Raw genomic sequence first — 17,847 nt, 5'->3', positions numbered from 1 at the left:
TGTGTAGCATTTATCTCCAGCGCCGGCAGGGTACCCATTCGCCGTTGCACTGGCAAAGGCGCGGCCGCCTGACCGACAGGATCAAGTTGCCGCAACCGTCATCGCCCAGCACGCGCACGCAGAGCGTTTCCGGCTCGGGGCATGGCCTCGGGCAGGGCGGAGGGCAGGGCGGAGGGCACGGTGGATGGCACGGCGGGGGGCACGGCGGAGGGCACGGCGGGGGACACGGCCGGGGCCGATGCCCGCAGCCGGGAAACACGGGCGGCATGGGAAACCAACTGGGCAAATCCCAATTCATCATAGGCACACATCCTTTCCCCAAGGTAGCCGCTGATCTATTCTGACGCCGGCTGGCGGGTACTTTTCGCCCGCCCGTCCCTGCAAAACGCTTGACGTAGCGCTGCTGCGCCGGCGCGTTTTGCTGGAACAATTGGACGAAAAATCCCCTCGTCGGCCAACGCCCGAACCAATCAGCGGCTACCTTGCAGTGTATGCATCCGGGCGCGGATCGGTGTCGGACGGGGCGGGCGCCCCTCGCCGGAGGGGCATTACCGGCATCGGCCCGCCGCCGCTTTTTACCGTTTGGGCGTTTACCCAACCCAGGCTTCGTGGTATCATGAGGAAAACTATGCCAAAGGCACCGGGGGAACGCATGAAATTTGAAGCCATCCTGTTCGATCTTGACGGTACCCTGCTCGATACATTGGACGATTTGACCGACAGCGTGAACCACGCGCTGGCCGCGCTGGGTCACCCGGCACGCACATTGGACGAAGTGCGAAGCTCAGTGGGCGACGGCGCGCGGCGGCTGATCGAGCGCGTGCTGCCTGAGGGCGGTCCGGAAGCGGAGGTCGAGCGCTGCCTGAAGCTGTTTCAAGCGCATTATAAGGCCAACATGGAACATAAGACCGCGCCCTATCCGGGCGTGATGGAGCTGCTCGCCACGCTCCGGGCGGACGGCGTCAAGGTGGGCGTGGTGTCCAATAAGTTCGACGGCGCGGTGAAGCCGCTGTGCCGCAAGTACTTCGGCGACTTGGTTCAGGTGGCGATGGGCGAGCGCGAAGCCGAGGGTGTGCGCAAGAAGCCCGCGCCCGACGCGGTGTTCGCGGCGCTTCACGCGCTGGATGTGCCCTCTGACCGCGCGCTGTACGTCGGCGATTCGGACGTGGACGTGCTGACCGCACGCAATGCCGCCCTTCGCTGCCTCGCGGTCAGCTGGGGGTTCCGCCCGCGCGAGAGCCTGGTTGCGGCCGGGGCCGATGCCGTGATCGATCGCGTGGAGGAATTCCCGGGCGCGGTCAAACGGTTGGAGGCGGGTAGCCCATGAGCGAAAAAAAACCACGGCGCAGGGTATGGCGGTGGCTGCTGCTGCTGATCGCGCTGGCGCTGGCGCTGCTCGTGTGGTGGCGGATGAGCCGGCCGACGATCAGCCCGGAGCGGCTGGCCGCCGTCCCGCTGATCCTGCAAAGCGATTACGAGGACACGGTCGCGGTGTTCGCGGGCGAGGACAAGTCAGTCAAAACCAGCGGCTGCGGCGCGGTGAGCCTGTCGATGGCGATCGAGTACCTGACGGGCCGTGCGGTGTCGCCGCAGGTGCTGTTCGAATGGGCGGTCGAGCACGAATACTACTTCGGCGACGGACTCAGCCATGAGGCGCTGACCGATATGGCGCGGCTGAACGGCGTCAAAGGCACGTGGATCGCCAACGAACCCAAGCCGGTGCTGCGCGCGCTCAAGGCGGGCCGTCCGGTGATCGCGCACATGGGGCCGGGCACGTTCACGGCGGGCGGGCACTACATCCTGCTGCGCGGCGTGGACGCGGACGGACGAATCCTCGTCAACGACCCCAGCAGCCGCGAGCGCTCGGAAGTACCCTACGATATGGCGCTGATTATGGCGGAGCTTCGGCGCGAAAACTCGTTCCTGGTGTTGACAAAGTAAGGGGGGCCGCCGATGAATATCCTGATCTGCAACGCGGGCAGCACGTCGCTCAAATTCAAACTGTTTACGATGCCGGGCGAGCGGGTGCTGTGCGAGGGCCGGGTGGAGCGCATCGGCATGGGCGGCTCGATCTTTGCCTACCGCTGCGAGGGCGCGGGGGCCGACCTGCTCGAGGAAGGGCTGACGATCGACAACTACACGGACGGCATCGACCGGTTTTTGCGGCGGATGACGGCTAAGGACACCGGCGCAATCGAATCGCTCGGGGCGCTCGACGCCGTGGCGTTCAAGACGGTGCTCAGCAAGGGCCACCTGGGCACGCATGTGATCGACGAGGCGGTTCTAACGGGCATGGCCGACTACATGACCGTCGCGCCGGCGCACAACGGAGCGTACCTGGAAGCCATCCGCGTGTTCCGGCGGTTGACGCCGAACGCCCGGCTGGTGGGTGCGTTCGAGACCGATTTCCACCGCACGATCCCGCTTAAGCGCCGGTTGTTCGCGGTGCCCTACGACTGGTACGAGCACCACGGCATCCAGAAGATGGGCTATCACGGCGCGTCGCACAGCTACGTGGCCGAGCGCACCGGCCGCGGGCGCGTGGTGTCCTGCCATTTGGGCGGGTCGAGCTCGCTGTGCGCGATGCTGGACGGCGTGAGCGTGGACAACAGCTTCGGCTTCTCGCTGCAGACGGGCATCCCCCACAACAACCGGGTGGGCGAGCTGGACGCCTTCGTGATCCCGTTTATGCTGCGCCAGGGCATGACGCTCGACGAGGTCGAGCGCGCGCTGACCAAGCAGGCGGGGCTCAAGGGGATATCGGGCACGAGCGGCGATTTGCGCGACATCGAGCGCGCGATGGACGCGGGCAGCGAGCGCGCGCGGCTGGCGTTCGACATGCTGGTCGACGCCATCCGTCGCACGATCGGAGCCTATGCGGCGGAGCTCAACGGGCTCGACCAACTGGCGTTCACCGGCGGCATGGGCGAGCACAGCGCGCGGCTGCGCCGCGCGGTGTGCGAGGGGCTGACCTACCTGGGCGTCAAAATCGACGAGCAGGCGAACGCGTTGCTCTCGGGCGAGGGCGAAATCAGCGCCGCGGACTCGAAAGTGCGCGTGGTGGTGATCCCGGCCAATGAGGAACTGATGGTCGTTCGGCGCGCGCACGACTGTCTGACCGCCACCGCGCGCGGGGTTTGATCGGCGGTTACCCAGGTAAGCGCTGATTAAAGCACGCGTGCGATGGCGAGGGGAATTTTTGCCGGATTGGGCTTGCAAAATCCGAAGGCGTAGCAGCGCTACGTCGAGGATTCTGCGGGCCCGAGCTGGCGAAAATGCAACCGCCACCGCGCGGGGGATTTGATCGGCGGTTACCTAGGTCTGAATCTGCAGCTGCTCCTTGAGCGAACCGTCGTCGTCGAACACCATGAAATCGACCGGGGTCAGGAACACCGCGTCGCCGGGCCGGAACTCCTTTCGCGTCCAGCCCTCGGCGATTGCGCGCACCAGCGCGCCGCCCACCCGTACGCGGCAGTCGTTGACGTCGCCCAGGTAGTAGCTCTGCTCGAGCACGCCCGCGAGCGCGCCGGGGGATGGGGTTTTCGCCATGCGGATGTTCTCGGGCCGTATGGCCAGCTCGATCGCGCCGCGCTTGGGCCCGTCGTAGGAAAGCGCCTGGTTCATCTCGGAGATATGGATGCGGCCCGCCTCGGCTTGCGCCTTGAAGAAGGCCACCTTGCCGAGGAAGTCGGCCACGAACTGGTTGACCGGACGGTTGTAGATCTGCTCGGGCGTGCCGCTCTGCTGCACCACGCCGCGGTTGATCAAAAAGATCCGATCGCTCATCGCCATGGCCTCGGTCTGATCGTGGGTGACGTAGACCACGGTGATGCCGAGGCTCTGTTGGATTTCCTTGATCTCAAAGCGCATTGATTCGCGCAATTTGGCGTCGAGGTTGGACAGCGGCTCGTCGAGCAGCAGCAGCTTCGGCGCGGCCACCAGCGCGCGCGCCAGCGCCACCCGCTGTTGCTGGCCGCCCGACAGCTGGTTGGGGAAGCGGTCGGCATACTGACCGAGGTGCACGATTTCGAGCACGCGCCCTACCTGTTTCATGATCTCGGCCTTGGGCGCGCGCTTGATCGTCAGCGGGTAGGCCACGTTATCAAACACATTCATGTGCGGCCACACGGCGTAGCTCTGAAACACCATGCCCACGTTGCGCTTTTCTGGCGGCATGAAGGTCTTGCCGCCCGATACCAATTGGTCGTCTATGTACAGCGCGCCATCGGTCGGGCGCTCGAAGCCCGCGATGATGCGCAGCATCGTGGTCTTGCCGCAGCCGGACGGGCCGAGCAGCGTGACGAACTCCCCGTCGTTAAAAACTTCGTTGAATTCCCTGAGCACCACGTTTGAGCCAAAGGCCTTGGTGATGTGCTCGATGCGTACGGTGGACATCTTTAAAAAGCCCCCTAAATCGAAAACTCGCCCTTGGTCAGGCGGTTGAGCACGAAGTTGAGCAGCACCACGACCACCAGGATGCCGAAGGCCATGGCGCAGGCCTGGGGCTGGCTGGTGAAGGTCCAGTACTCGTAGAGCTGGAAGCCGATGGTCTTGGTGGTGTTGGAGTACAGCAGCGTGGTCATCGACAGCTCGTAGAAGCTGGGGATGAAGATCAGGAACCAGCCCGCGGCGATCGAGGGGAAGATCAAGGGGCCCGTGATCTTGACCATGGTGCGCAGCCAGCTGGCCCCCGACACCTGCGAGCACTCCTCGAGCGACACGTGGATTTGCGACATCGCCGACACCACGGTGCGCATGCCCATCATCAGGTACTTAATCAGGTAGGCCACCACCATGATCGCGGCCGTGTTGTAGATGCTCACGCCGAAGCTGCCCTTCATGGTCATGATGAGCCCCAGCGCGATTACCACCGAGGGCGTGCCCGAGCCCAGCGTAATGAGGAAATCCGGAATCTTGCGGCCCGCGACGCGCGTGCGCTGCAAGAGGTAGCTCATGGTCACGCTGATCGCGATGCCCACCGTGGCGGTGATGCCGCCGAATACCAGCGAGTTCTTCAGGCATTCGAGCGTCTCGTCACGGGAGAAGATCAGCGTCCACTGGCCGGCGGTGAAGTTGCCCGCCTCAAGAAGGCCCTTGCCCACGTCCACCTTGAACGAGGTGAGCAAGATCGTCGCGAACGGCAGCAGGATCATCACCGAGGCGAACAGGCCCACCAGACAGGTCAGCGGCGTGCGAAAGCGCCCGAGCTCCACGATGTTGGGGCGGGTGGACTTGCCCGAGACCGTGATATACTGGCGCCGCGCCACCACAAAGTCGGAGACGAACAGGATGATGATGGCCATCACCATCAGAAATACCGCGAGCCCGGTGGCGTCGTTGATGCCCTGCGCGCCCAGGCCGTAGTACTCGATGATCCGGGTGGTGACCGTATGGATCTTGCCGGGCGCGCCGATGATCGAAGGGATGCCGTAGCAGCTGGCGGCGCTGACGAACACCAGCAGCGCTCCGCCGATCAGCGAGGGCGTCATCATGGGCAGCGTGACCCGAAGCACCGTCATGACGGGGCTCGCGCCCGCGATGCGCGAGGCCTCCTCAAGCGAGGGATCCATTTTCTCCATCGCCCGGGAGATCGTGATGAAGGCGTAGGGGTAGTAGAAGGTGGTCAGCACCCAGATCAGCCCGCCCACCGAATAGATGTTCAAGGGGCCTACGCCGCCCTCCATGCGAAACAGCCAGCGCAGCAGCACGTTGATGTCGCCCGCGTTGGGGTTGAGCAGCCGCAGCCAGGCCATCGCGCCCAGGTAGGGCGGCACCATGTAGGTCAGCACGAACAGACTGCGGAAGAATTTCTTGCCGTAAAGGTTGGTGCGCCCCACCAGCCAGGCCAGCGGGAAGGCGATCAGCGTGCCCAGCACCATCGTGGCGACCGCGCATACCAGCGTGTTCTTGAGCGCGCTCCAGTTCATGCTGTAGCCATACAGCCGCCGGAAGGTTTCAAGCGAGAAGCTGCCGCCCGGCAGGAAGGACTTGACCAGCAAGTAGCCGATCGGCAGCAGCTGGAACACCAGCATGAAATCGACGATCAGCAGTATGACGATCCACTTGGCGTCCGCCTGCCAGTTGCCCTCGCGCCGCAGGAGGAGGATCAGCCCAAGCGCGTCAATCACCAGCAGCGCGCCGATCAGCGCGATGGTGCGGGCGTTCGGCAGCACAAGCCGCGCAATCGGGGAGATTTCGCCGGTGACCGCCGCCCCGCAGGCGTTGATCCGAAGCTTTGCGTCGCGGACGGATTTCTTGAGGCTGTTCACGAGCGCCGCGGGCAGCGTCTCGCCGTCCTCGTTGGCCGAGGCGAAGAACAGCTGCATGAGCATCGCCGAGCGATCGATGCCGTTCAGGTTCCTGAGCGCGCCGGCGGCCTCCTCGGGCGCGGCGCGGCCTTCGTCGAGCAGGCATTCGAGCAACGCATGGCGGAAGGCGTCGCGGTCGCTTGCCGCGGCCAGCTGCTTCTTGACCGCGGAGGTGATCTTAGGTCCCGACAGCGCGTAGCCGGCGCACAGCAACTCGTACCGGGCGCGAACCGGATCGGCGGCGCGCGCCTCGATGGCGGACAGCGTCTTATCCGCCGACGGGTCGTCCGGCTGCCAATGATCGAGCAGCAGCGCGCGGGCGGTATCGTGGAGCGCCGCCTGCTGCGCCGCGTCGAGGCCGGAGAGGGCGGGCGCTATGTCCCGATCGTAGCACGCATTCAGTTCGCCGCCCAACTGATGGATGTGGGCGTAGGCGTCCTCGGAGTCGTAGCCCGCGGCATCGTGGGTGCGGATGCCGCTGACGCCGCTTACGATCATCGCGCCGCCCAGCAGCAAAATCAGCAGCAGGGCCACCCGGGTCACCGTGGGCGAAACGTCGCGCCGGGTGCGCAGCGTCGGGTTGGGGGCTGTCATCACGTAAGGAACACTCCTTTTCGCAAAATGGATGAGGGCTGTAGGCCCTTGCCCATTCCGCTCCCTGAAGGGATGCACGCAGGCGGAGCGGCGACCTGATCGCAGAACCTTTCTGCAATCAGGTCGCCACCCCGCCCCTCGGGGCGCCCCTCCAGGGAAGGAAATGGGAGGGACCTCGCAGTCCCCCCTGCGCTGGATTATTGCGTGACACGCTCCTGGAACTGGGTACGGATCTCCTCGCGCTGGCTGTAGCAGCGCACCCAGTCGACGCCCATGTCGGTCGCGATCAGGCCGTCGGTGTCGATCGAGTCGAAGGGTACCTCGGTCGTGCCCTTGGTCACCGCGTGCATGTAGCCCTCGAGCACGAATTTCTGGCCCGCGTCGCTCAGCAGCCAGTCGGTGATCGCCTCGCAGGCTTCGATGTTCATGTTGGCGCTGCGGTCCTCGGCCACGGTCATCACCGTGGAGGGGATCATGATGTTACCGTCGGTGGGGTAGATGCAGGCGATCTTGCTGGCCTCTTCCTTGCGGATCTTGAGCACGCTCTCCTCGAGGATCATGATGACCTTGCACTCGCCGGTTTGCAGCTTGGCCAGCGCGGTCGAGCCCGATTCGATCATCACGCCGTTGTTGCCGAGCGCGGTGAAGTAGTCGTAGCCGTACTTGTCGGACAGCGCCGCCACCGCCGCCATCGTGGTGCCGCTGGTGAGCGGGTTGCCCATGGAAATCTGCCCTTTGAGCGAGGCGTCTTCGGCGAAATCCTTGAACGAGGCGGGCAGCGATTCGGCGCTGTTGAGTTCCGGGTTGTAGGCCAGCACCATGTTGCACACGCGCACCGGGTACCAGAAGCCCTCCTCGTCAAACGGAAAACGCAGCTTCTCGGCCGCGCCCTCGATCACATAGGGATTGAGCCAGCCGCCCTCCTTGAGCTCGAGCGAATAGGCGGGCTCGGCCACCAGCATCATGTCGCAGCCCAGCGTGCCCGTCTCCATCTCGCCGGCAAGCTTCGTCTGCAGCGCGCCGGTGCCGCCGTAGAAGAACTCCACCTCGAGGTTCGGGAATTCTTCCTTGACGGCCTCGCTCATCATGTCGATCACAAACTGATACATCGACGTGTAGATGACGACCTTGCCCGTCACGTCCTCATTGACGGCCAAGGCGGGTACGCTGATGGACAGCACCAACAGGCAGGCGAGCACGGTCAGCAGCTTTCTCATGGGAACTACCTCCATCTTTATGATCTATCAATGCCGTATACGCGGCGATTTGATACAAATTTGGCGATATCCCATATTATACCTGTAATTCGATAAGAAATCAACCCTCTTTTAATGCGGATAGCATAATTGCTTTGATTGTGTGCATCCGGTTTTCGGCCTCGTCGAACACCGCCGATTGGGCGGATTCGAATACCTCGTCGGTGACCTCCATCGCCGTAAGGCCGAATTTCTTGTGAATCTCCTGCCCGATGGTCGTCTTCAAGTCGTGGAACGAGGGCAGGCAGTGCATGAATATGGCATCTTTATTCGCCAGCGCAAGCGCCGCGGCGTTGACCTGGTAGGGCAGCAGCAGCCCTATCCTACTTGCCCATATCTCGTCGGGCTCGCCCATCGACACCCAGATGTCGGTGTACAGCACGTCCGCGCCCGACGCGCCCTCGGCCACCGAATCGGTCAGACGGACGCTTGCGCCGCTCTTTGCGGCCAGCGCGCGCGCCGTCTGCACCAACTCCTCTGCCGGCAACAGCGGACTCGGCGCGCAGGCCGTGAAGTGAAGCCCCATCTTAGCGCAGGCGATCATCAGCGAGTTGGCCACATTGTTGCGCGCGTCGCCCATGTAGCTCACGCGAACGCCCTTAAGGCGGCCCAGTTTCTCCTCGATCGTCATCAGGTCGGCCAGCGCCTGCGTGGGGTGGAATTGGTCGGTCAGCCCGTTCCATACCGGCACGTCGGCGTGGCGGGCCAACTCCTCCACGATCTGCTGGCTGAAGCCCCGGTACTCGATGCCGTCATACATGCGGGAGAGCACCCGGGCCGTGTCGGGGATCGACTCCTTCTTGCCCATCTGGCTGCTGCCGGGATCGAGGAAGGTCACCCCCATCCCCAAATCCATGCCCGCCACCTCGAACGCGCAGCGCGTACGCGTCGACGTTTTCTCAAACAGCAGCACGATGTTCTTGCCCGCCAAGTGCCGATGCGAAACGCCGGCCGCCTTCTCGGCCTTGAGCTTAACCGCCAAGTCGAGCAGATACCGGATCTCCTCGGACGTGTAATCCTGAAGCGTCAGCAGACCCCGTCCCTTAAGCGTCATATGCGTCCCTCCCGCCTTTCTGGATTGCATAATTATACGCATACTATGCAGTCTTGTCAAGGGCGGCACCGCACAAAGAACGTGTGCGCAGGGGCGATGCATTTGCGCCGGATGGATCGGCGGCTGCCTAGCGGCTTAACAGGTCCTGCTTTATTTTTGTAGTGGAGATTTCGGGCGTGCGCGACAGGTAGACCACTTCGCAGCCCTGCTCCTTGAGGAAATCGAACTTGCCCGTCCAGTCGTCGCCGATCACGAATACGTCGGCATGGTAGCGCACGACGTCCTCGGCCTTTTGCGCCCAGCTCTCCTCGGGGATCACCAAATCGACGTAGCGGATGGCCTCGAGCAGCCCCTTGCGCTCCTCGTAGGGGAAATAGGAGGTCTTGTGCTTTTCGTTGAGGTTGAACGCGTCGGTGGACAGCGCCACGATCAGATAGTCGCCCAGCGCGCGGGCGCGCCTGAGCAGGTTGATGTGCCCGTAATGCAACAGGTCGAATGTACCGTAGGTAATCACGCGTTTCATGGAATGCCTCCTTATATAGGTTGCATGCGCGGGATGCAGGACCATTCTATCGTACCGCTTTGCGCTTGGCAAGCAATCAACGTAAAATTCCCCTCAATCAATTGACATATCCCGCGGTTCGTGTTATTCTTCGGCATGATTCGGGATGTATGATCCCCGGGGCCACAGGATAAGATATATAAGTTGATAAGTTGGTTACTTCATAACCATGTGCCTTGCACGGACGTTCTTGGCTCACGGTTTCGGGGCATGTCGTGTGGCACGGCATCGCCCGATTTTGCTTTTGGGGAGGTCGCAGGAATGGAAAACAAGCTGACGCTGTACGGCTTCAATAATTTGACCAAGTCGCTGAGCTTCAACATCTACGACGTGTGCTACGCCAAGACCGCGCGCGAGCAACGCGACTACGTGGCCTACATCGACGAGCAATACAACTCCGAGCGGCTGACCGGCATCCTGTTGCACGTCACCGACATGATCGGCGCGACGGTGCTGCACATCTCCAAGCAGGACTACGACCCGCAGGGCGCGAGCGTAACGATCCTGATCGCCGAGGAGTCGATGCGCCCCCGGGGCGAGACGGTGCTGGCCCACCTCGACAAGAGCCACGTCACCGTGCACACCTATCCCGAGTACCATCCCGACACCTCGATCGCCACGTTTCGCGTGGACATCGACATCGCCACCTGCGGCCAGATCACCCCGCTGCAGACGCTGGATTTCCTGATCGGCAGCTTCGACTCCGACATCATCACGATCGACTACCGCGTGCGCGGCTTCACCCGCAACGTGAGCGGCCAGAAGGTGTTCATGGATCACCGGATCACCTCGATCCAAGACTTCATCGACGACGCCGTGCTCGAGAAGTACGACGCGCTCGACGTCAACGTCTACCAGTCCAACCTGTTTCACACCCGGATGCTGATTAAGGACGTGGATTTGCAAAACTACTTATTCAAGACCGACGTGTACGAGATCGCGCCTAAGACGCGGCTTATGATTACCAACAGCCTACGCCAGGAGATGATCGAAATCTTCAGCGGCACGAACGTATACTAAAACGGAGGCAAGCGATGCTGGACCAACATAGAATGCCCATCTGCGAAGCGCTGGAGAAGCTCAAGCGCAACCGCGTGATCCCGTTTGACGTGCCCGGCCACAAGAGGGGCGCGGGCAACAAGCCGCTGCGCGCGTTTCTGGGCGAGAGTTGCCTGTCGATCGACGTCAACAGCATGAAGCCGCTCGACAACCCCTGCCATCCGGTCGGCGTCATCCGCGAGGCCGAGCAGTTGGCGGCCGAGGCGTTCGGCGCGGCCCATGCCTTCTTCATGGTGGGCGGCACCACGAGCGCCGTGCAGGCCATGATCCTTTCCTGCGCCCACCTGGGCGACGAGATCATCCTGCCGCGCAATGTGCACCGCAGCGCGCTGAACGCGCTGGTGCTGTGCGGAGCGGCCCCGGTGTACGTGCCCTGCCGCGCGCATGAGCGGCTGGGCATCGCGACCGGCATGGAACTGAACGATGCGATACGCACGATGGACGAGCACCCGCGCGCCCGTGCGGTGTTCGTCAACAACCCCACCTATTACGGCATCTGCTCCGACCTCAAGGGGATCACCGAGGCCGCGCACGCGCGTGGCATGCTGGTCCTGGCGGACGAGGCGCACGGCACCCACTTCTCCTTCGGAGAGGGCCTGCCGATCAGCGCGATGGCGGCGGGCGCGGACATGGCCGCGGTCAGCATGCACAAGTCGGGCGGCTCGCTCACGCAGAGCTCATTCCTGCTGTGCGGGCCCGACGTGAACGCCGGCTACGTGCGCCAGGTAATCAACCTGACCCAGACCACGAGCGCCAGCTACCTGCTGCTGTCGAGCCTCGATATGTCGCGGCGCAACCTGGCGCTTTCCGGCCGCGACGTCTTCGAGGGCGTCTTGCAGCTGACCGAATACGCCCGCGCCGAAACCAACCGCCTGGACGGGTATTACGCCTTTTCGAGCGAATTGATCGACGGCGCGTCGGTGTTCGGCTTCGACCGCACCAAGCTGGCCGTCAACACGCTGGACATCGGCCTCAGTGGCATCGAGGTGTACGACCTGCTGCGCGACGAATACGACATCCAGATCGAGTTCGGCGACATCGGCAACATACTGGCCTACCTGTCGGTGGGCGACACCCACAAGAACATCGAGATGCTGATCGGCGCGCTGTCCGAGATCAAGCGCCGCTACCGACGTCCGGGCGCCCAGCTCATGCGCCACGAATACATCCCGCCCGTCGTGCGGGCGCTGCCGCAGCAGGCGTTCTACGCCGAGAAGCGCGCGCTGCAGCTGAAGGGCTGCGTGGGCCGCGTCAGCGCGGAATTCGTGATGTGCTATCCGCCCGGCATCCCGATCGTCGCGCCGGGCGAGGAGATTACAGAGGCAATCGTGGACTACATCGCGTACGCCAAGGCCCGGGGCGCGTCGCTCACCGGCCCGGAGGACATGACGATCGAGCGCATCAACGTATTGGCAGGTGATCCCTAAATGGATTTGTGGTTCAGCGAAAAGCACGCGCCGGGCGTGAAGCTGTCGATCCGGGTGGACAGGCAGCTGGCCTCGGTCAAGAGCCGCTATCAGCAGATCGACGTGTTCGAGTCGGGTGCGTTTGGAAAGTTCCTGACGCTGGACGGCTACATGATGCTGACCGAGAAAGACGAGTTCATCTACCACGAGATGATCGTGCACGTGCCCATGGCGGTGCACCCCGCGCCCAAACTCGTGCTGGTGATCGGCGCGGGCGACGGCGGCGTGCTGCGCGAGCTCTCGAGGTACCCTCACTTAAAGGAGATCGACCTGGTCGAGATCGACGAGCAGGTGGTCAATGTGTGCCGCGAACACTTGCCGCAGACCGCCTGCGGTTTCGACGATCCGCGCGTTCAGACGCATTTTGAGGACGGGCTCAAGTTCGTGCGCCGCCAGGAGGCGCGCTATGACCTGATTATCGTGGATTCGACCGATCCCTTCGGGCCGGGCGAGGGGCTGTTCACCAAGGAGTTCTACGGCAACTGCCACAAGGCGCTCAAGGACGACGGCATCTTGGTCAACCAGCACGAGAGCCCGTTCTACGACGGCGACGCGCAGGCCTGCCAGCGCGCGCACAAGCGCATCGCGGGCAGCTTCGAAATCAGCCGCGTGTACCAGGCGCACATCCCCACCTACCCGTCGGGGCACTGGCTGTTCGGGTTCGCGTCCAAGCAGTACCACCCGGTCAAGGACCTCGACGCCAAGCGATGGAAGGCGCTGGGCATTGAGACGCGCTACTACAACCCGAATCTGCACAGGGGCGCGTTCGCCCTGCCGACCTACGTGGAGGAGTTGCTTGCGGATGTTGAATAGATCACTTGACGCATTCATCGGCTGCGATCATGAGTACGCGGACGCCGACGTCGTGCTGTTCGGCGCGCCGTTTGACTCGACCACCTCGTTCCGGCCGGGCGCGCGGTTCGCGCCGCGCGCCATCCGCGGCGACTCGCAGGGGCTTGAAACCTACAGCCCCTACCAGGACGCCGACTTGTTGGATGTGCGCGCCTGCGATCTCGGCGACGTCGCGCTGCCGTTCGGCAGCCCCGAGCGGGCGCTCGCGCTGCTGGAACAGCATGCCGAGCAGATCATCCGCGACGGCAAGCGCCCATTTATGATCGGGGGCGAGCACCTGGCGACGCTTGGGCCCCTGCGCGCCGCGGCGCGCGCCTATCCCGATCTGCACGTGCTGCACTTCGACGCGCACACCGACCTGCGCGAGGACTATCTGGGCGAGCGGCTGTCGCACGCCACCGTAATGCGCCGGGTGTGGGAGCTGGTCGGCGACGGGCGCATCTTCCAGTTCGGCATCCGCTCGGGCGAGAAGGCGGAATTTGAATTCGCCCGGCGGCACGCGACGCTCAATCCCTTCGCGCTGACCGGCCTGCCGGACGCGCTCGATCAGCTCAAGGGCATGCCGATCTACCTGACGATCGATTTGGACGTGCTCGACCCCTCGGTCTTCCCGGGCACCGGTACGCCCGAGCCGGGCGGCGTGAGCTTCCAGGCGCTGCATCAGGCGGTGCTCTCGCTCAAGGGATTGAACATCGCGGCGCTGGACGTGGTGGAGCTGTCGCCGCCCTACGATCCGAGCGGCATATCGGCCGCGTCGGCGTGCAAACTGATACGGGAATTACTGCTAGTAACAGGAGGCAAATAACATGGGCAAGGCATTGATCGTCGGCTGCGGCGGGGTCGCCGGCGTGACCATCCACAAGTGCTGCCAGAACAGCGAGGTCTTCAGCGAGATCATGATCGCCAGCCGCACGAAGGCCAAGTGCGACGCGCTCAAGGCGAAGCTGGCCGGCGGGGCGACCGTGATCCACACCGCCGAGGTGGACGCCGACGACGTCCATGCGCTGACCCGCCTGATTCGCGGCTTCGATCCCGACGTGGTCGTCAACCTGGCGCTGCCGTACCAGGACCTGACGATCATGGACGCGTGCCTCGCGGCCGGCAAGCACTACGTCGACACGGCCAACTACGAGCCGCCCGATATCGCCAAGTTCGAGTACAAGTGGCAGTGGGCCTACCGCGAGAAGTTTGAAAAGGCGGGCCTGACGGCGCTCTTGGGCTGCGGGTTCGATCCGGGCGTGACGGGCGTATTCTCGGCCTACGCGCTCAAGCATTACTTCGACGAGATCCATACCATCGACATCCTGGATGCCAACGCCGGCGACCACGGCTATCCGTTCGCGACCAACTTCAACCCCGAGATCAACATCCGCGAGGTGACCGCCGACGGCAGCTACTGGGAGGACGGGCGCTGGGTGCACACCAGGCCCATGGAGATCAAGCGGGTGTACGACTTCCCGCAGATCGGCGAGAGGGACATGTACCTGCTGCACCATGAGGAGATCGAGTCGCTGGCGCTCAACATCCCGGGCATCCGCCGCATCCGCTTTTTCATGACCTTCGGCCAGAGCTACCTGACCCACCTCAAATGCCTGGAAAACGTGGGCATGACCTCGATCGAGCCGATCGAGTTCGAGGGCAAGATGATCGTGCCGCTGCAATTCTTGAAGGCGGTGCTGCCCGACCCGGCCAGCCTCGGCCCGCGCACCCACGGCAAGACCAACATCGGCTGCATCTTCCAGGGCGTCAAGGACGGCAAGAGCGTGCGCTACTACGTGTACAATGTGTGCGACCATCAGGCGTGCTACCGCGAGGTGGGTTCGCAGGCGATTTCCTACACCACCGGCGTACCCGCGATGATCGGCGCGATGCTGGTGATGAACGGTACTTGGCGCAAGAGCGGCGTGTACAATGTCGAAGAATTCGATCCCGATCCGTTCATGGACGCGCTGAACAGGTGGGGGCTTCCGTGGGTCGAGGACTTCAACCCCACGCTGGTTCCCTGACGTGGCCGCGCTGTCCTTCGACCCGCGCGCGCTGCCCTCGCCCTGCTTCGTCGTGGACGAGCGGCTGATGCGCAAGAACCTTGAATTGCTGCGCCGCGTGGCCGACGAGGCCGGCTGTCGCGTGCTGCTGGCGCAGAAGGCGTTCTCGATGTTCAGCCTGTATCCGCTGATCGGGCGATACCTCGACGGCACCACGGCCAGCGGCCTCAACGAAGCCAGGCTCGGGCGCGAATACATGGGCAAGGAGACCCATGTGTTCGCGCCCGCCTACCCGGACGCGGACATGGACGAGCTGCTGACGATCTGCGACCACCTGGTGTTCAACTCGTTTTCGCAGCTGGGGCGCTTCCGGGAAAAGGCGCTCTCCTCGGGCAGGCGCCTGGGCATCCGGATCAATCCCGAGCACTCGACGCAGTCGCGCGCGATCTACGATCCCTGCGCGCCCGGCTCGCGGCTGGGTGTGACCGCGGACAATTTCAAGCCCCATGAGCTTACCGGCATCAGCGGGCTGCACTTTCATACCCTGTGCGAACAAAACGCGGACGCGCTGTGCGAGACGCTGGATGCAGTGGAAGAAAAGTTCGGACGCTATTTCGACCGGCTTGAATGGCTCAACATGGGCGGCGGGCATCACATCACCCGGCCCGATTACGACGTGGAGGCGCTGATCCGGCGCATCCGCTCGTTCCGCGCGCGCTACGGCCTTACGGTATACCTGGAGCCGGGCGAGGCGGTGGCGCTGAACGCCGGGTTCCTGGTCGCGACGGTGCTCGACATCGTACACAACGGCCTCGGCATCGCGATCCTCGACACCTCGGCGACCTGCCACATGCCCGACGTGATCGAAGCGCCCTACCGCCCCGAGGTGATCGGCGCGGGACTGCCGGGAGAGAAGCCGCATACCTACCGGCTGGCCGGCCTCTCCTGCCTGGCCGGCGACGTGATCGGCGACTACGCGTTCGACCGGCCGCTCGAGGCGGGCGACCGCGTGATCTTCACCGACATGGCCATCTACTCGATGGTCAAGACCAACACCTTCAACGGCGTGCGCCTGCCCTCGATCGCGATCGCGGGCGAGGACGGCGCAATCCGGCTGGTGCGCAGGTTCGGGTATGAAGATTTCCGGGATCGGTTGTCATAATCGCGCACAAGCGGTTCGGGGAGTCCAGGGCGATGCCCTTTGGCAGGGTTCGGGCGCAGCGCCCTTGGGCAGCCCCGTTCCCCGCGCCGCCGCAGCCGCCGCCCAGGCTTCCGGGCGACGACGGCATAGGCGATCAGCTCATCCTATACGGCGTCACCGCGCTCAAATTCCATCTTCGGCATCCCTCAGAACTCCTTGTGATTACCGCCTGTCAACCAACGCTCGCGCCAACCCGGCAATGTGGGCGCGCGGGCGCGCGTCGATCCGTTTCAGGTCTTCGATCAACTCCTTGAGCTCTGCCGGATCGTCGTTCCCTTCGTCGAAAAATTCCTTCGGGCCGATCCCAAAGTACTCGCAGATATAAAGAAACACCGTCATGGAAGGCAGCGATTTTTTGTTCTCGATGGTGTTGATGTAGCTTTCGCTCTGCCCCAACGTCAATCTCATATCCCGGGCGGATACGCCCTTTCTCATGCGCAGCTGCGCTATGCGCTCCTGGATGAATGCTTCATCCATTGCCATCACATCCCTTTGTATGGAATTCTATCCCATACTCAGCGCATTAATGTATGATCTATTTTTCTGTTTTACTTGATATATAGAATCAAATCATATGTAATCATCGATGCAGAGGACTGCTCTGCGCAATCGGGCGCAGGGGGCCCGCAAAGGCATGACCCTTAGCCCCACCCTGCCGCCCCGGGCTTGCCATTTGCGCGGCGGGACGGTATAATCGAACGGGCGGAAGGAGGGCACGGGATGTACAAGGTGGTGCTGGTGGACGACGAGCAAATCATCCTGCAGGGCCTTCAAAAGGTGATGCCGTGGGCGAAGTACGGCTGCGAGGTGGTCGCCACCGCGGCCGACGGGCTGGAGGGTGCGCGCGTGATCCGCGAAGTAAAACCGCACATGCTGCTCACCGACATCCGCATGCCCAACTGCGACGGGCTCAATATGCTGGCCGCGCTCAAGAGCGAATGTCCGCGCATGCAGATCTCGGTGCTCACCGCGTTTCGCGAATTCGACTACGCCCAGCAGGCCATCCAGTTGGGCGTGACGCGCTACCTGCTCAAGCCCAGCCGCATCGAGGAGATCGAGGAGGCCGTGCGCGCCATGGCGCAGGCGCTGGGCGAACAGGCCGAACCAACGGGCGACGCGCTGGGCGAGCAGAACGCCGCGGGCAGCTTCATCGTGAAGGCCGCGCTCGCCTACATCGAGCAACACCACATGGACCGCATCAGCCTGATGGACGTGGCCGACAACGTGTTCGTCAGCCAGTGGCACCTGTCAAAGCTGCTCAATCGCTACACCGGCAAGAGCTTCTTCGAACTGCTGGGCCAGGCCCGCGTCAACCGGGCGTGCGAGCTGCTGCAGGACCCGTCGCTCAAGGTGCATGAGGTCGCCGAGATGGTCGGCTTCGCCGACGTGGCGCATTTCTCCAAGATCTTCAAAAAGGTGCAGGGCCAGTCGCCGGTCAGATATCGGGCGGGGATATAGGGCGGCCCGCGACGCGGTACGCACCGGCACAGGCTATTGCAGAAAATCTTGC

16 protein-coding genes are annotated in these 17,847 nt (G+C 63.5%); 10 read left to right on the top strand and 6 right to left on the bottom strand.

Translation table 11 applies throughout. The features are described from left to right. The first annotated feature begins 652 nt into the window (after positions 1 to 652). From ACH6CV_RS02420 to ACH6CV_RS02410, 3 genes are read left to right on the top strand one after another with little or no spacing between them, the layout of a single operon-like run. On the top strand, positions 653 to 1,327 hold the full coding sequence (locus ACH6CV_RS02420; RefSeq protein ID WP_456356556.1) for an HAD family hydrolase: 675 nt from the start codon (positions 653 to 655) through the stop codon (positions 1,325 to 1,327). Continuing rightward, on the top strand, positions 1,324 to 1,941 hold the full coding sequence (locus ACH6CV_RS02415; RefSeq protein ID WP_456356555.1) for a C39 family peptidase: 618 nt from the start codon (positions 1,324 to 1,326) through the stop codon (positions 1,939 to 1,941). The genes ACH6CV_RS02420 and ACH6CV_RS02415 overlap by 4 nt, the downstream gene beginning before the upstream one ends. Before the next feature lie 12 nt (positions 1,942 to 1,953). Next, a complete protein-coding gene (locus tag ACH6CV_RS02410) occupies positions 1,954 to 3,141 on the top strand; it encodes an acetate/propionate family kinase (RefSeq protein WP_456356554.1) in 1,188 nt (395 codons plus the stop codon). A gap of 174 nt (positions 3,142 to 3,315) precedes the next feature. On the opposite strand, the gene ACH6CV_RS02405 is transcribed toward ACH6CV_RS02410, so the two are convergent. The 5 genes from ACH6CV_RS02405 to tagD form a co-directional block, all read right to left on the bottom strand. Next, positions 3,316 to 4,395, bottom strand: coding sequence for an ABC transporter ATP-binding protein (locus tag ACH6CV_RS02405; RefSeq protein WP_456356553.1), 1,080 nt, complete (start codon positions 4,393 to 4,395; stop codon positions 3,316 to 3,318). Positions 4,396 to 4,409: 14 nt separating this feature from the next. Then, positions 4,410 to 6,098 (bottom strand): ABC transporter permease, encoded by a 1,689-nt coding sequence (locus ACH6CV_RS02400; protein WP_456356567.1) that lies wholly within the window; start codon positions 6,096 to 6,098, stop codon positions 4,410 to 4,412. A gap of 1,001 nt (positions 6,099 to 7,099) precedes the next feature. Further along, a complete protein-coding gene (locus ACH6CV_RS02395; protein WP_456356552.1) occupies positions 7,100 to 8,119 on the bottom strand; it encodes an ABC transporter substrate-binding protein in 1,020 nt (339 codons plus the stop codon). 100 nt (positions 8,120 to 8,219) lie between these two features. Beyond that, the gene (gene argF / locus ACH6CV_RS02390) at positions 8,220 to 9,242 is read right to left on the bottom strand and encodes an ornithine carbamoyltransferase (RefSeq protein ID WP_456356551.1); all 1,023 of its coding nucleotides are present in this window, start codon (positions 9,240 to 9,242) and stop codon (positions 8,220 to 8,222) included. Positions 9,243 to 9,339: 97 nt separating this feature from the next. Continuing rightward, on the bottom strand, positions 9,340 to 9,735 hold the full coding sequence (gene tagD / locus ACH6CV_RS02385; RefSeq protein ID WP_456356550.1) for a glycerol-3-phosphate cytidylyltransferase: 396 nt from the start codon (positions 9,733 to 9,735) through the stop codon (positions 9,340 to 9,342). Positions 9,736 to 10,035: 300 nt separating this feature from the next. Here tagD and speD point away from each other — a divergent pair, with 300 nt between their 5' ends. The 6 genes from speD to nspC are packed head-to-tail and all read left to right on the top strand — an operon-like array spanning position 10,036 to position 16,298. Beyond that, positions 10,036 to 10,794 carry an adenosylmethionine decarboxylase gene (gene speD / locus ACH6CV_RS02380; protein WP_456356549.1) on the top strand — a complete coding sequence of 253 codons (759 nt, stop codon included), beginning with the start codon at positions 10,036 to 10,038 and terminating at the stop codon, positions 10,792 to 10,794. 14 nt (positions 10,795 to 10,808) lie between these two features. Next, positions 10,809 to 12,260: an aminotransferase class I/II-fold pyridoxal phosphate-dependent enzyme gene (locus ACH6CV_RS02375; RefSeq protein WP_456356548.1), complete on the top strand. Its 1,452-nt coding sequence runs from the start codon at positions 10,809 to 10,811 to the stop codon at positions 12,258 to 12,260. Continuing rightward, entirely contained in the window at positions 12,261 to 13,112 is an 852-nt protein-coding gene (gene speE, locus ACH6CV_RS02370) for a polyamine aminopropyltransferase (protein WP_456356547.1), read from the top strand. Beyond that, positions 13,102 to 13,956 carry an agmatinase gene (gene speB, locus ACH6CV_RS02365; RefSeq protein ID WP_456356546.1) on the top strand — a complete coding sequence of 285 codons (855 nt, stop codon included), beginning with the start codon at positions 13,102 to 13,104 and terminating at the stop codon, positions 13,954 to 13,956. The genes speE and speB overlap by 11 nt, the downstream gene beginning before the upstream one ends. A 1-nt stretch (position 13,957) precedes the next feature. Then, a complete protein-coding gene (locus ACH6CV_RS02360; RefSeq protein WP_456356545.1) occupies positions 13,958 to 15,157 on the top strand; it encodes a saccharopine dehydrogenase family protein in 1,200 nt (399 codons plus the stop codon). A 1-nt stretch (position 15,158) separates the two neighbouring features. Next, a complete protein-coding gene (gene nspC / locus ACH6CV_RS02355; RefSeq protein ID WP_456356544.1) occupies positions 15,159 to 16,298 on the top strand; it encodes a carboxynorspermidine decarboxylase in 1,140 nt (379 codons plus the stop codon). Positions 16,299 to 16,499: 201 nt separating this feature from the next. Here nspC and ACH6CV_RS02350 read toward each other — a convergent pair whose 3' ends face one another. Then, entirely contained in the window at positions 16,500 to 16,814 is a 315-nt protein-coding gene (locus tag ACH6CV_RS02350; protein ID WP_456356543.1) for a helix-turn-helix domain-containing protein, read from the bottom strand. Between the two features lie 243 nt (positions 16,815 to 17,057). On the opposite strand from ACH6CV_RS02350, the gene ACH6CV_RS02345 reads away from it, so the two are divergent. Further along, a complete protein-coding gene (locus tag ACH6CV_RS02345) occupies positions 17,058 to 17,795 on the top strand; it encodes a response regulator transcription factor (RefSeq protein WP_456356542.1) in 738 nt (245 codons plus the stop codon). Positions 17,796 to 17,847: the final 52 nt, after the last annotated feature.

Source organism: Anaerozeibacter quisquiliarum (genome assembly GCF_051162045.1).
Lineage (GTDB): Bacteria > Bacillota > Clostridia > Christensenellales > Aristaeellaceae > Anaerozeibacter > Anaerozeibacter quisquiliarum.
This window is presented reverse-complemented; position numbering and strand designations above follow the sequence as displayed.

Bases quoted from the DNA above. Each gene is read 5' to 3' on its own strand.
- tagD (WP_456356550.1), bottom strand. From the start codon at position 9,735: ATGAAACGCGTGATTACCTACGGTACATTCGACCTGTTGCATTACGGG.
- ACH6CV_RS02360 (WP_456356545.1), top strand. From the start codon at position 13,958: ATGGGCAAGGCATTGATCGTCGGCTGCGGCGGGGTCGCCGGCGTGACC.
- ACH6CV_RS02415 (WP_456356555.1), top strand. From the start codon at position 1,324: ATGAGCGAAAAAAAACCACGGCGCAGGGTATGGCGGTGGCTGCTGCTG.
- ACH6CV_RS02345 (WP_456356542.1), top strand. From the start codon at position 17,058: ATGTACAAGGTGGTGCTGGTGGACGACGAGCAAATCATCCTGCAGGGC.
- ACH6CV_RS02405 (WP_456356553.1), bottom strand. From the start codon at position 4,395: ATGTCCACCGTACGCATCGAGCACATCACCAAGGCCTTTGGCTCAAAC.
- speE (WP_456356547.1), top strand. From the start codon at position 12,261: ATGGATTTGTGGTTCAGCGAAAAGCACGCGCCGGGCGTGAAGCTGTCG.
- ACH6CV_RS02350 (WP_456356543.1), bottom strand. From the start codon at position 16,814: ATGGATGAAGCATTCATCCAGGAGCGCATAGCGCAGCTGCGCATGAGA.
- ACH6CV_RS02375 (WP_456356548.1), top strand. From the start codon at position 10,809: ATGCTGGACCAACATAGAATGCCCATCTGCGAAGCGCTGGAGAAGCTC.
- ACH6CV_RS02410 (WP_456356554.1), top strand. From the start codon at position 1,954: ATGAATATCCTGATCTGCAACGCGGGCAGCACGTCGCTCAAATTCAAA.
- ACH6CV_RS02420 (WP_456356556.1), top strand. From the start codon at position 653: ATGAAATTTGAAGCCATCCTGTTCGATCTTGACGGTACCCTGCTCGAT.
- speD (WP_456356549.1), top strand. From the start codon at position 10,036: ATGGAAAACAAGCTGACGCTGTACGGCTTCAATAATTTGACCAAGTCG.
- argF (WP_456356551.1), bottom strand. From the start codon at position 9,242: ATGCAATCCAGAAAGGCGGGAGGGACGCATATGACGCTTAAGGGACGG.
- speB (WP_456356546.1), top strand. From the start codon at position 13,102: ATGTTGAATAGATCACTTGACGCATTCATCGGCTGCGATCATGAGTAC.
- ACH6CV_RS02395 (WP_456356552.1), bottom strand. From the start codon at position 8,119: ATGAGAAAGCTGCTGACCGTGCTCGCCTGCCTGTTGGTGCTGTCCATC.